At 45.0% G+C, this 13817-nt stretch carries 12 protein-coding genes and 1 pseudogene; 7 read left to right on the top strand and 6 right to left on the bottom strand.

Annotation, left to right across the window (positions count from 1 at the left end):
* Positions 1-33: 33 nt before the first annotated feature.
* On the bottom strand, positions 34-1071 hold the full coding sequence (locus ACU1JV_RS08080) for a polysaccharide deacetylase family protein (RefSeq protein WP_413985688.1): 1038 nt from the start codon (positions 1069-1071) through the stop codon (positions 34-36).
* Positions 1072-1176: 105 nt separating this feature from the next.
* Positions 1177-1661, bottom strand: a pseudogene (locus ACU1JV_RS08075) (glycoside hydrolase family 11 protein); the annotation flags it as partial.
* Between the two features lie 334 nt (positions 1662-1995).
* Here ACU1JV_RS08075 and ACU1JV_RS08070 point away from each other — a divergent pair.
* The gene (locus tag ACU1JV_RS08070) at positions 1996-2490 is read left to right on the top strand and encodes a hypothetical protein (RefSeq protein WP_165080342.1); all 495 of its coding nucleotides are present in this window, start codon (positions 1996-1998) and stop codon (positions 2488-2490) included.
* Between the two features lie 50 nt (positions 2491-2540).
* Here the strand turns inward: ACU1JV_RS08070 and ACU1JV_RS08065 are convergent, their stop codons facing one another.
* From ACU1JV_RS08065 to ACU1JV_RS08055, 3 genes are all read right to left on the bottom strand, one after another.
* The gene (locus ACU1JV_RS08065; protein WP_165080344.1) at positions 2541-3035 is read right to left on the bottom strand and encodes a hypothetical protein; all 495 of its coding nucleotides are present in this window, start codon (positions 3033-3035) and stop codon (positions 2541-2543) included.
* 86 nt (positions 3036-3121) lie between these two features.
* Positions 3122-3628 carry a DJ-1/PfpI family protein gene (locus ACU1JV_RS08060; RefSeq protein WP_165080346.1) on the bottom strand — a complete coding sequence of 169 codons (507 nt, stop codon included), beginning with the start codon at positions 3626-3628 and terminating at the stop codon, positions 3122-3124.
* 246 nt (positions 3629-3874) lie between these two features.
* Positions 3875-4324 carry an AbrB/MazE/SpoVT family DNA-binding domain-containing protein gene (locus tag ACU1JV_RS08055; RefSeq protein ID WP_238791015.1) on the bottom strand — a complete coding sequence of 150 codons (450 nt, stop codon included), beginning with the start codon at positions 4322-4324 and terminating at the stop codon, positions 3875-3877.
* 202 nt (positions 4325-4526) lie between these two features.
* Between ACU1JV_RS08055 and ACU1JV_RS08050 the strand changes: the two genes are divergently transcribed.
* Positions 4527-5927: a helix-turn-helix domain-containing protein gene (locus ACU1JV_RS08050; RefSeq protein ID WP_025678864.1), complete on the top strand. Its 1401-nt coding sequence runs from the start codon at positions 4527-4529 to the stop codon at positions 5925-5927.
* 226 nt (positions 5928-6153) lie between these two features.
* Positions 6154-6408, top strand: coding sequence for an aspartyl-phosphate phosphatase Spo0E family protein (locus ACU1JV_RS08045; RefSeq protein ID WP_025678866.1), 255 nt, complete (start codon positions 6154-6156; stop codon positions 6406-6408).
* 199 nt (positions 6409-6607) lie between these two features.
* Here the strand turns inward: ACU1JV_RS08045 and ACU1JV_RS08040 are convergent, their stop codons facing one another.
* A complete protein-coding gene (locus ACU1JV_RS08040) occupies positions 6608-7831 on the bottom strand; it encodes an acyltransferase (RefSeq protein WP_165080350.1) in 1224 nt (407 codons plus the stop codon).
* Positions 7832-8049: 218 nt separating this feature from the next.
* Here ACU1JV_RS08040 and ACU1JV_RS08035 point away from each other — a divergent pair, with 218 nt between their 5' ends.
* The 4 genes from ACU1JV_RS08035 (at position 8050) to hcp (ending at position 13779) form a co-directional block, all read left to right on the top strand.
* Positions 8050-9057, top strand: a complete 1008-nt coding sequence (locus ACU1JV_RS08035) for a substrate-binding domain-containing protein (protein ID WP_165080352.1) — start codon at positions 8050-8052, stop codon at positions 9055-9057.
* Between the two features lie 34 nt (positions 9058-9091).
* Positions 9092-11092 carry a cache domain-containing sensor histidine kinase gene (locus ACU1JV_RS08030; protein WP_413985689.1) on the top strand — a complete coding sequence of 667 codons (2001 nt, stop codon included), beginning with the start codon at positions 9092-9094 and terminating at the stop codon, positions 11090-11092.
* Complete coding sequence (locus ACU1JV_RS08025; RefSeq protein ID WP_165080356.1) at positions 11043-12344, top strand: response regulator; 1302 nt, start codon at positions 11043-11045, stop codon at positions 12342-12344. The genes ACU1JV_RS08030 and ACU1JV_RS08025 overlap by 50 nt, the downstream gene beginning before the upstream one ends.
* A 142-nt stretch (positions 12345-12486) precedes the next feature.
* Positions 12487-13779, top strand: a complete 1293-nt coding sequence (gene hcp, locus ACU1JV_RS08020) for a hydroxylamine reductase (RefSeq protein ID WP_058829076.1) — start codon at positions 12487-12489, stop codon at positions 13777-13779.
* Positions 13780-13817: the final 38 nt, after the last annotated feature.

The following is a 13817-nucleotide window of genomic DNA, read 5'->3' as shown; positions in this document are numbered from 1 at the left end:
GGAAGATCCCGCCGGGATTTTGTTTTTTTAAAATTAGATGATCTCCAAATAGTCAAGATAAGCATCCCATGTCCCATCATCGGCTGTTACAACAAGCTCAATCTTTTGATTTCCGGTGCCATGGTTGACATTTTTTAAAGTATAGACCGCAGGACTGCTCCCGCCGAAGTAGAAGGTACCCTTCGTTTGTCCACCAATTTTCAAGTCAACTTTGGCCATGTTGGAATTATTTGAAGCACCCCGGAGTGAAAAACTATGGGTACCGCTGGTGAAATTCTGTGTGAATTTCACCGAATCATTGTTCGTGTATAAAGCCACTCCGTTGAACGGCGAGCTGATATTTGAAGTGTACTGACCGCTCTTCGTCATATTTACTGCTTCGATTTTTGTGCTCGTGTTTGGCGGTGTTTCGTTGTTTTTGCCGTCAGGCGCTACCGCCCGGCCATTGCTTGGAGAGATCATACCAGAGCAAAGGTTGCGGTTTTTGAGATTCTGTGCGATTTGTGGGATCGCTTGGAGTGTAGTCTGATACTGATCATGCATAAGGATCACATCGCCGTTTTTAAGTCTGCTTGCGGCAGCTACGATCTGTGCGGTGGAGGCGCCGTTCCAGTCCTGGGAGTCAACGTTCCATAACACTTCGGTAAGACCGTTTTGGTTCTCAATGGATCTGAGGGTTCCATTGGTCTCGCCATACGGAGGACGGAACAACTTTGGTGCCGTGCCAGTAATAGACTGTATTGTTTGCTGTGTGCGTGTAATTTCCGATGACATCTGTGATGCGCTCAGTTGCGTCATATGCGGATGTGACCATGAATGGTTACCGATCCACATGCCTGCTGCTTGTTGTTCACGTACGAGCGAAGAATTATTTTGCGCGTTTTGTCCAAGATTAAAGAGCGTTGCGCGTAATCCGTTTTGCTTCAGGGCACTAAGCAGTGCTCTGGTATTAGAGGGATTGGGGCCATCGTCAAAGGTTAACGCTACATAACCGTTCGAGCAATCAGCCGCATGCGCCTGATTGTTGGAGATTACCAGCGACCCTGTGAATAAAGACACGGTGATTGACATAATCGCCGTCCATTTTCCTAATTTAGCTATAGACAAGGTTCTTCCTCCTAACAATTTTAATAAACAGTAAGGTTAGTTGATTTTAGAGTCGTTCCGCCCTTAGGATTATCTGTCGTTAATCGTAATGGTATTATTAGTTACATTGGCACTGCCGCTGCTTTGGTATCCCTCTACAGTAAGTGAAGTTTCATACATCATGCCCATTTTCATGCCCATGCTTTCCCACTTTTTGAAGTGCTCGCTGACCGATATGGTTCCACTTGTGCGTTTGGATGTCCGGACACTCCAATACTGTTGAAAAGTTGTAATGTCTCCTTTATAGAAGGCTGGTTAACCCGAGTGGTTTCATAAATATCATATGTTCCCCCGTCAACGGTAAAGGTGCCCTTTGGTGTTGCACCAGGTGGACGCCAGCTTCCCCAGCTATCGACGATGTAATATTCTACGAGCGGGTCAACTGCCCATCCATAGACGCATAAATAAGAATTACCATTTGGTTGGTAGTTGGCGCTGTAGTTTACAGAAATATTTCCGATTTGCTGGTGTGTCTTGGTTTCGTCGAATTTCTTGCCTTTACGGAATAATGCTGACTGTGATGCAATGCATTCTGTAGTAGCTTGATACAACATTTATTTCCAAAAAATATAGTTGTAATCGATTACAAATTAATATTATCATGTTACCCTTCATATTTAACCTGAAAAACTTCAAGTTATATTGTAGAAAGTTTAGTTGTTTATTTTTGCTCACTCTACACGATAGGGTTCTCAAGGAGCGCGTGAAGATCGAAGGTTGGGTGTAATTGTGATAGCAATGCTCATGGGCTCTTTTTCCCGTCTTATGGTTACTTAACAGGCGAAATACGAATAAAAAAAGCTGAAAGAGAAAATATAGATGAAAAAGGGTGAAAGGAGGGTCCACAACATGAAAAAACAATGGAAATTGACCGCTGCTATCCTATATGGAGGAGTAATGATGTTTGGTGCTACAAGTGCCGCAGGAGCATCCAGTATGGAATCAGAGCATTCGTTGCAAGCTCGCACTCCCAATAATTCAGTCCAAGGGGAAGCCCAACAGTGGAATGTTGAACCACAGGACGATCACGGGCACGGACATGTGCACAGACATAGACATGTGCACAGACATAGACATGGCAAAAGGCCTGGCGGCTTGAATCACCATCTCAACGAGAAAGTAGCTAGGCTGCTGGGCATCACTCCTGTCCAGTTAGAGAAAGAGCTGGGACAGGGGAAATCGTTGGCCGAGGTTGCTAAAAGCAAAGGAATTCAAGAGGATCAGCTCATTGATAAATTGAAGAACGAAATGACCGTGGATTTGAAAAGGCTTGTGAACCGTAAAGGCCCGATTACATTCGACCGTAAATCTGGAACTTCGAATGAAGCTCAATTGAAGCGATAGTCTGGGAGTAGGATCGTTTTACAATAAAAAAGGATGGGGAGAACCCATCCTTATATTTCAACTTCCTTATCATTTACGATGTCATATTTAGTTACTTTACCAGTGTATTTATCTACATAATAGAATCCATAAGTTGAAATGTGATCAGGAAAATCTTCGTAAGCTCTTAAAGAGTATTTTGTTCCTTCGATCCCTTCAACCATTACGTGTAAATTATATTTAGTAGCTTCGTTTTTTATTTTATCCAAAAGAATATCGAGTGCTTGATTTTCTGTAATAATATTTTGCTGTTTCCCTAAATACAGTTTATTACCCTTGATGCTGATTGGTCTGCTTTCGGCAGTTCCAATATCCTTAACAGAGATGTACGTGTTTCCATTGTAAATCAAGCCCTCGGCAGTATCTTTTTTTGTACCCTCTAAAAATACATCAAACTTTTTCACAACAGCATTTACACTTGTTCCAGATGCAGCCATTGCGGTTGCGCCCGTAATCATCATACCCACGGTTAAGCCCACGAATAGCCCCTTTAATTTGTCCTTCATTCTAATTACCCCTTTTATGTATGTAAATTTATTTATTAATAATATCCCAAATGCCACCATGCATAAAGTGATTGTTGTGAGGAGAATCAGCTATCTTTAAAGAGCTTAAAAAAATCGATGGTTTCATTAAAATCTTCATCATCCGTATAAATGTTCATGACCTTGCCTATTTCGATTGCAAAATCTACATACTTATTGGGTTTAGCAGATATGATATTCTTGTGTATCTCCAGACCCGATGGATGACTCACATGGTTTTTAGAAGATATATCTGCTAGCTCCAATAGTTCAGTGGCAGAACAAATGGTCGCGATTACTTTATGATCATTATTCAGTGCTTTAATGAGAGCTAGAAGTTGCTTGTTTGTCTTTAATTGAGTGTTATCTCCACCAGGTATAATCAGAAGTTGAATGTCCTCCGCAGACACTTCATCAAGGGCTACCGAAGGCGTAACTTTAAAATCCTCATAGGAAATGACAGGATCTTTGGTTACTCCAATCGTAATAATGTCCCCTTTGGTTTTCATAAAATAGGTTGCTAGCATAATTTCAAAACTAACATACCCATCATAAATTAGAACATGTGACTTCATTTATACACCCACTAACCATTTTTTTGTTTTAAGTCCGTTAAAGCGTTTTTAGGAAGTTTACATATAGTCAGAATATATCATCTTAAAGAGTTTAAATCCATATTTTATAGCAATATCATCTGGAAGTTTTGGAATCTAATTTGTTGAATTTTGGTCAGTACGGATTCAAAGTTAAAAAATAACCAGTCGCTTGAAATAAACAGCGACTGGTTATTGAGTTTTGCTGGGATGCGAGTGAAGCGATACCTATAATAGCTTTTTAAGCTGGGAAATACGGCTTTGTGACACGCCAAGCCATTCAGCATATTCGCCTTGCTGGGCTGTTGGATACTCACGCATAAGTCTTCTAAGATGTTCAACCAAATGTTGTGAAGACGATCGTTTTATGCTTTTCTCACTATCTCCAGCTTCCTTAACAGCAAGAGCAGGTATTGGACAATCCTCGATGTTTCCCTTCAAATCTTGTATACATTTTTTACATAAAAATGAATGTCTGAAATAGCTTAAATCCTGGACCGAATGGCATAAGTGGCAGCAGACTCCAATATACTTCCGCATACTTAACAATCCGGTTTCAACATCCAAATAAAATTCTAAAGACTCGCCAGCTTGAATACCCATAGAGGTTCGCAATTCCTTTGGAATAACAATCCGGCCTAACGTGTCCAAGGGACGTGTCATACCTGTATTTTTCAAGTGACCTTCTCCTATCATAATAATCTATCATCCAATGATCTCCTAATAAAAATATAAAAATCTATAAAGTAAAAGTATTTATCAATGTTCCAAAAGATGGTATTATCATGAATGAAAAAACAGTAATTATACTATTTGTTTCAAAACTATATGAATTATTGAAAATGGGAATCTATGAAGATGCTGAAAGGGTGGTTTATCCATGGAAATCACACCTACGATACAGGCAGAAGTTCAAACCTATCTGAAACGAAAAGGCTTAACCATGACCGAATTTGGTCACACGATCGATTTGAATGTAGGTACAGTTAGTGGTATTGTGACGGGCAACCGGTCTATGTCTGTTCACCAACTGGATAGTATTACTGCGGGAATGAATTTACCACCGGATTATTTTTACGAACGATACATTGAAGAATGCATTGAGGAATGTCCGCTCAACTGGAAAAAAATCAGTCCGTTCCTGTACCGATGCATTGAGCTAGGGCGATTGGACTGCTTGCAGCGAGTTGTCATTCTGTTATTGGATAACCCTAATTATCTGCCATCGCTCTTTGAAGTCGCCGAAAATGTATACAAAGACGGTTACAACGAAGCAGCCGCTTACTTATACAAAAAGGTAGCTGAAAGTGAGAAGCAGCAGCATTCAGAGCGATTGGCAATCTGCCAGTATCGCTTGTTCCAAATCAAAGTTGGACAGGATCGGGCTGTAAATCTTCAAGCTGCCATTGAATTTGCCCCCTTTGTGGATCGCTTAGACGAGATAGAGCAATTAGATGCTCTAAAAGATTTAGCGAATGTCTATAGGTCATTAAGCATGTGGGACAAGGTGTATGAATTTGCACATCGGATGGGTCAGTTAGGACAGCTTCAATATCATTTGGTTCACAATTCCAAGCGAAAAGGAACAGAGCCACGAAAAAAGCTAAGCAGACCATTGTTTGTATACATAGCCTACGCCGAATTGATGTGTGCTAATGCTTGTGATGCAAAAGGCGATCATGCACAAGCATTAGCACATCTTCGTGGTTATTCCGATCTAAGCTGGGTGAAGGAAAATGATCCAGATACACTCCATTGGCTAGAAAAATTTGAGCATTGGGCAAAAATTAATACCTGTGTTAATAAGCTTATGTCTGGAGATATTAGTGTGCTGCCAGATTACGTTGAACATATATCTGGAGAGCAACATATATTTGCAGAACTTTTAAATGTCATAGAAGTAGCTAATCGTTACAACATCGATATTGATCATATTCTTCAGCAGTTTGAACCCCAAATTACAGTTTATCGTGATCAAGAATATACGAGTACATTAACAGAGCAACAAGTCATACTCGAAGAAACTGTACGATTCTGGTATAAGTTAGCTAAATACAACCTATATAAAGGGAGATACCTTTATGGGTTTAAATGCTTAATAGAAGCTTTGAAAAAAGCTGGTATAATTAACCACGCACTACTTATTTCCAATTGTGCAGGCTTATTTTTCTGTTTCAGTGAGCTTGCTACTCCTGAAATGCAGGCACAATTTTATTCTGCTTATAAGGAGGTGTGGGAAAAAAATGATCAAGAAGACAGTTTTAATTTTGGCAACAATTAGCTTTTTACTGGTAGTTGGATTACCAGTTCCAACTGAAATCCCAAGCGCTAACACAGTCCAAGTTCAAGGACATATTGGCACAGCTTAGTCAATTTTTTTGTTTTTTTCATTGGCCAGCTTATTGCTGGTCTCTTTTTGTATTATTTTGTAATTTTTTGCTTCAAAATTGATCCTGACATATTTGTACATCCCTTCTTAAAATGAAATTCATGAGGAGGTATGTAGGATGAACAAGGATGAAAAGGTAACGTTAATTCAACAAATGGAACACGCCAGACAACACATGCATGATCTTTACGCAGAGTATGGCTTAGGACATGCTTGTGTACTGGAGCAGTCTATGCTTTTGGATGAACTGATTAATCAGTTCAACCGTATGTTTCAGACCAGGAAGCAGCCTCACCCAGTTTTGGACCAGATCCTTAACAACGACGATGGTATGTTCAGTTTATCCCCCCATTCTTTTTATGCAAAAATGTGACTTCTCCCACGTAATGCTTATAATTATTCTATATAATGACTTATTTTAAAATAAAATACATATCCATGTCATAAAATGTTAATCAGTTACGGACATGATTCAGCATGCTTAGACAAAAAAAAGCAGAGCTCAATACGTGAGCCCTGCGAAAGTCCTTGAGGGTGTTCGAATCCCCCATATTGAACGCTGAAGCAGAAGATTAGCCAAGCTCCTGTGTGCTTTTGGAAGCACGTTTGGAGGAGAGGAACTGAAAATTAAGTCGCCAGTTCAAGCGCTGTCTACCTTTGGAACCAACAATCCAGTTGCCGCCAGGCAGATGGGCAAAGAGCCAACTGATGCCCAGAGAAACACTTGCCACGACGACAAACGTAATGAGCGTAGCTGTAAAATGATGATCACCCAGTGCAAGCGGACGAGTGTAATAGGATATGAAGGATAGCACGAGTGCATGGGCCAGATATCCTCCGAAGGAGTAGCGTCCAATCCAGTTAAGCATACGGCGAAACGGCTCGGTACGCGGGTCTTTTTGCAAATGAAGCAGCAGTCCGTACAACAAAAGCAACTGCGAGACAATCAGCACGAAGGTGCTTGGCTTCAGATAAGTAGAAATATTGAGATTGATCGTATCGCCAGACTGGATCAGCATCGTGTGACCCATGAGCATGAACAGACCAATAAAGATAAATACATTCCACGGCAACGTCTGTTGGGCCAATCCCCGCCAGGTGTCCGTCATATAGGCGCATACTGCGCCCAGCATAAAATAGAAAAAGTACATAACAAAGTTATAAGTGCGGTAATCTAACAGGGTCTGTCCAAAGGATGGCAACCAAGCGCTCCATGCAGACATGTCATAGTAGGACCATTGTAACAGCAACGCATAAGCCACAGCAGCAATCAGCATCACAGCCAAAACAAGCTGCTTGCGCCTTTTGGTGCTAAAACGACGTAGAAGCGTCCGAATCCGTTCGGTTGCTTTTGCAAATAAAGGAAACCAAATATAAAACTGAAAGATCATGACCACAAACCATAGATGATATCCGCTGACGGGGATGATCATTTCTTCAAACATGCCTTTGTAAAAATATATATTTCCCCACTGCGCTGTTGACCAGTTCTGAGTACATACCCAATAAACAATGGTCCAGCAGAGAAAAGGAACATAAATATCTCGAAACCGTCTGCCAATATAACGGGAATAGCCAATCGGTTTGTTACCATTATAAAATAGCAGCGCCGCAGACAGGAAGACGAACGTGGGTGTGCCAAAACGTGTCAAATGGTACAGCATCGCGAGCATAACGGAATCCGGCTGTTGGATGTCGCTGCGATAAATATATTCGCCAATGCAATGCTGAAGCACGACAGCGAGGTAGGCAAGACCCCGTAGTTCTGTCCATTCCGCAATACGTGGCTTGCTCATCCATATCACTCCTTTTCCTCAAGATTCGCACATGTTTTCCCTAGCACAATTGTAGGTATTGTAACGTAGAAACATTAGTGCAGGATTAACGCCACCTGAAAGTAAGAAGAGCGAAGTAGTTCCAATTTAATATGATTGCGTTTACAATCTAAGTGAAACCAGAATAAATTAAAGTGAATTTATAACTTAAGGATACGCACAGGAAGAGGAGAGGAAGGATGAAGAAAACGCTGCTGGTGTACATGCTGCTGATTGCAGCCTTTGCTCTCTATGTGTTCAGATATGAACAAACCGGGCGGTTGAATGGAGCTTGGGAGGAAAAAGGGCTACGAGGCAGTATCGGAGAAACGTATATGATGATTACGTTCCAGTCCGGTTTGGAGTATTGGAAAAGCGGGCTCAAGGGCTTCGAGGATGCTGGGGATGCCTTGGGGGTGACAGTGGAGTATCGGGGGGCTACCCGGTATGATGCACAGGAGCAGACGACGGTCATTGAGCAGGCGATTGCCCGTAAACCCGCAGGCATTGCCATATCAGCGATTGATCCTCACTCCCTGATCCCGGTCATTAATAAGGCACTGGATGCCGACATCCCTGTAGTGCTGTTTGACGCCGGAGCGCCGGGGAGCCGGGCATATACTTTTTTGGGCACAGATAATTATAAGGCAGGCGTGACCGCTGCGGAAAAAATGGCAGAGCTGTTGGGACGTGAAGGCCAAGTCGCTGTTCTCACACTGCCTGGGCAGCAAAATCATGAGGAACGCTCGCGCGGCTTTCGCGATACCATTCAGCGGCAATATCCTGCCATGAAGGTGGTGGAAGTGGTAGATGGTCGTGCTGACGTGATGGTGTCTAGGGATGAATCGCAAAGGCTAATGAAAGCTTATCCGAAACTGGCGGGTATTTTTGTGACCGAAGCCACCGGAGGAACAGGTGTGGGTGAGGCAGCACTGAGCCAAAAAAGCAGTCATCCGCTGAAGATTATTTCTTTTGATACGAATAAAGCGACACTGGATATGATTCGTGATGGGACGATCTCGGCCACAATTGCCCAAGGGACATGGAATATGGGCTATTGGTCACTTCAATATCTGTTCCATCTGCATCATCATTTGACGATTCCTGCACCTTCATCCTCTGGAGACAATACTCCGCTGCCCGTGCGGGTAGATACTGGGATTTCCGTCGTCACCCAAGCGAATGTAGATGATTATTATGCAAAATAAATTTTGGAAGCGTTTCTACTTAGGATTGCACCAAATGATGCCACGGCTTCGCTTGCGTAATATGCCTTTACGTTATCAGCTCATGGTGCTGTTCTTGCTGTTTGGCATCGTGCCTTCGCTGGGACTAGGCCTGCTGGTGAATTGGACGGTGGAACGGATTATTGAGCGGCAGGTGGAAAATCATACGATGCAGTTGATTGGCAAGGTGAACGAAGCACTGGATACCAAAATGGAAAATTTGCAGAACATGACGTATCTGGTTGCCTTTAACCCTGATATTGGCGAGTTTTGGAAAGGGCGGACGCTGGCCGATGGCCACGCGGGTCATACAAGTGGTGCAACGCCAGAAAATCAAGGGAAGCAAGCACAGCAGCCTCTCCTTAACCAGGCTCCTGGCTCCAAGCAGGCAGTAAGTTCCGTACAGGAGCAGGATACGCTGTATAAAATGAAGCAATTTTTGCAGGGCTTTACCACCTTATATCCTGAAATTGCCGGGATTCTGATCGTGAACGAAAAAGGCGATTATATTAGCAATGAAATGTATGCTCGAAGCACGCGCAGCCTGACGGAAGAAGACTGGTACACACAGGCGGCGCAGCATGCAGGGATATTCACTGTGCTGGGACAGCCAAGTCACCGTAATGTGACCACTCATGTCCGGTATAAGGACAGTGAAATTGTCTCTGTCGTTCGCTCGGTCACGGACCCAGAGACAGGACATGTACTGGGTGTGATTATGATCGATCTCAAGCTGCGGGCTGTGTCGCAAGCCGCCAGAGATGTAACCTTGGGCAAAAGCGGGTATGTCATGGTGACAGATGCCAAGGGACGCAGTGTATATATGCCAGATATGCCTTTGATTGAGCGCATTCCGCCGCAATGGTTCGGGACAGAGGATAGCGGAATGTTTACCCGTGAAGCCGGAGGTAGGGAATTGCTCTTCATGTTCCAGGCTTCCGAGTTCACGGGCTGGAGAACAGTGGGAGTATTCCCGGCACGCGAATCTACACTGGAAGTGCGGCAAATTCAGTTCTACGTCGTCTGTTTTGTTTTCATTGTATGTCTGTTTGGTTTAACGGCATCCTTGCGATTGTCCAGTTCCATCGCGCAGCCGATTTTCCGGCTTATGTCTTATATGCGTAAGGCAGAGACAGGGGATCTTACGGTTCGTCAGTGGAGTGAGCGCGGGGATGAAATCGGAATGCTGGGCCGTAGCTTTAACCGGATGCTGGAGCAGATCCGCCGTCTCATGTTGCTTAGTGAACTGAGGGAACGGCAAAAACGGGATGCCGAACTGCGCAGTCTCCAAGAGCATATTAAGCCGCATTTTCTATACAATACGCTAGATACAATTCATTGGATGGCTCGGAAAAATGGAGCAGACGACGTATCCGACATGGTGGGGGCGTTATCGAGATTGTTCCGCCTTGGACTCAGCAAAGGGGATGACTTTATTCCGCTGCGCTCTGAGGTTGAGCATATCACGAGCTATATGCAAATCCAGCAAACCCGTTATCGTGATCGACTTCGCTGGGAATTGAATGTTCCCGACGAGCTGAAGGATCTGTTTGTATTGAAGCTGATGCTTCAACCTGTAGTGGAAAATGCGATTTACCATGGTATTAAGGCCAGACGCGGTTCAGGCACAATTTGGGTAGAAGCTAAAGCCGAGGACGGCAAGCTGCTGCTGTCGGTACGTGACGACGGTGCAGGGATGACGGCGGAACGTCTGTGTGAGCTGCGTGAATGGCTGGAAAGACCACTGGAGGCGATGGAAGGAAGACAGAAACAAAAGGGTGTTCGTACAAATGGCAGAAGTTACGGCATGCTGAATGTACAAGCGCGTATCCGATTGTCTTTTGGCGAGGAATATGGAATTACATTGGACAGTAAAGAAGGGACAGGTACCTGCGTTACAATCACTCATCCGTTGCTGCTGGATATGGCGCAACTGAAGAAGCCTTATGACAGAGGAGAGGGTCAGGATGACGAAATTCAAGGGAACAGACAACGCGACAACGGCGAGTCTGATTGACCAGGCCATACCAGAAGTAAGCATAGCCACGGCCAAATGTTATCAATTATTGATCGCAGATGATGAGCCGATCATTCGTGAGGGGATTCGGGATTGCCTGGACTGGGCAGCTCTGGGCATGGAGGTTGTAGCCGAGGCCGAGGACGGTGAAGAAGCGCTGGAGCTGGTTGATCAGCTTAGCATCGACATCTTGCTGGTCGATATGAATATGCCGTTCATGGATGGGATTGAACTGATTCGGCGGCTGCGGGAAGAACGTCCGGAATGCCGTTGCCTGATCATTTCCGGGCATGATGAGTTTGCTTATGCGCAGGAGGCTGTCCGACTTGGCGTAGAGGATTATATTCTGAAGCCGGTAAATGCAAATCAGCTTCACGCTGCGTTGTCGCGCCTTCGTCAGCGACTGGACGAGGAGTACAAACGTGCCGCCTATGTAGAACAAGCCGCCGGGCAGATTGAACGGAATATTCCGCTGCTGCGCCAGCGATTTTGCCTGGAATGGCTGGAAGGACAGCACACGGGAAAGGACGTTATGGAGCAATTGACGTTTTTACGTCTTCCATCCCGGCCACCTGCTCAGATCGGTGTGGTACGGTGGCCAGCGGCAGAGGCGCGGCAGACGATTATGCGCGAGAATGATCGCCAGTTGTTTCTTTTCGCCGCAGAAAATATTATTGGCGAATTGCTGGAGAACCTATCGCATGTGTTGTTCCGCGATGCGAACGGGCTGATCGGCATATGCCTGTGGCAGGAGGCACCCGAGACGATCGGTGCTTCCATAGAGCAGGCCATTGGACGCTATCTGAATATAGCGGTTCACACACATGTGGAGCCCAACACGGGTGGGCTGGAAGGCGCAATCGATGCGTACCGGGTGAGCCGGGATCGGGTATATGGTGAATCGCAGCTATCTCCCATCGTACGCCGGGCCCGGCAGCTTATTCAGGAAGGTTATGCCGATCGGGAGCTGACGCTGGAAGCTCTGGCCTCGCGTCTACAGGTGTCCGCTGTATATCTCAGCCGTGTGCTCAAAAAGGAGCTCAACGACAGCTTCGTGACCCTCGTCACGCGTGCCCGTATCCGTAAAGCAGCACAGCTGCTGGACTCTACGACGTTATCTGTGCTTGAAATAGCAGAACGTACGGGATACGACAGTCAGCATTATTTTAGCACTGCTTTTAAAAAGACCATGGGCGTGTCCCCTGTGCAGTACCGTAAGGGCGGGGGAATTCAGGAAAATTCGTCGGAATAGGAATGATTGGATTGCGAAGTGCCTGCACCGTCTCATTATAATCTGTACTAAAAAGTGTGTGTGTAATCACACCAGCACGTTCAGGGGTTTGTTACCCTGTAGATAACGAACAAATATCTATCAATATTTGGAGGAAAACGATATGTTTTGTTATCAGTGTGAACAGACGCCGAGCGGCGGGTGTAAAGTCATCGGAGTATGTGGGAAAAATGAGACGGTAGCAAGCTTGCAAGATACAATGATTTTTGCATTAAAAGGGATTGCTGCCTATGCGACACATGCTCGTCAGTTGGGATATACCGATCCTGAGGTGGATCGGATCACGCATGAAGCGTTATATATGACCTTAACCAATTCTAACTTTAATGTACAAGAGCATTTGGAGATGGCGATGAAGGTCGGAAATGCAGCTGTACGGATCATGGATGTGCTGGATCGTGCGCATACGGATCGTTTTGGCATTCCACAGCCGATTACCGTCAGCCAAAATAAAATCGAAGGTCAATGCATCGTCGTGACCGGACATAATTTGTACGCGCTGGAAGAATTACTGCGTCAGACCGAAGGAAAGGGCATCAATATCTACACTCACTCGGAGATGCTGCCTGCCCACGGTTATCCGGCGTTGAAAAAATATGCACATCTCAAGGGCAATATCGGCAAGGCCTGGTACGATCAACGCAGATTGTTTGAGGAATTCCCAGGGGCGATTCTTGCTACGACGAACTGTGTTATGCCGATTAAAGGCACCTATGCAAACCGCTTCTTCTCGTATGAAGTAGCAGGGCTGGAGGGTGTTGCCAAAATTGTGAACGACGATTTCTCTCCACTGATTGAACGCGCGTTGGCTCTGCCAGCCGCAGATGTAGACTCTGAACAGGTGCTTACGACAGGATACCATCATGAGACAGTCATTGGGCTGGCACCTGAGATCATTCAGGCAGTCAAAGATGGACATATCCGCCGTTTCTTCGTCATCGCAGGCTGCGACGCACCAGGCAAAGGCGGTAACTATTACCGCGAGCTGGCTACATCCTTGCCGAACGACACGGTCATTTTGACCACGTCTTGTGGTAAGTTCCGCTTTAATGATGTGGACTACGGCACCGTTGGAGATACTGGCATTCCGCGTTATATTGATTTGGGACAATGCAATAATTCCGGTTCTACTGTGAAAATCGCTCTGGCATTAGCCGATGCTTTCGGATGCACAGTGAATGAGCTGCCTGTCAGCATTGTGCTGTCCTGGTTTGAGCAAAAAGCGGTTGCCATCCTGCTAGGCTTGTTCAGTCTTGGCATCCAGGATATTCGCATTGGGCCGAAACCGCCTGAGTTTATTTCTTCTGGTGTACTGGATGTACTGGTGGAGATGTTTGGCTTGAAGCTCATTACGACCGCAGAGGAAGATATGAAAACGATGCTGGCGTTATCGTAAGGAATAGAGATGGTGGGGAACTGCAAAGCGCAGTTCCT

This window comes from Paenibacillus sp. T2-29 (assembly GCF_052921365.1).
This window is presented reverse-complemented; position numbering and strand designations above follow the sequence as displayed.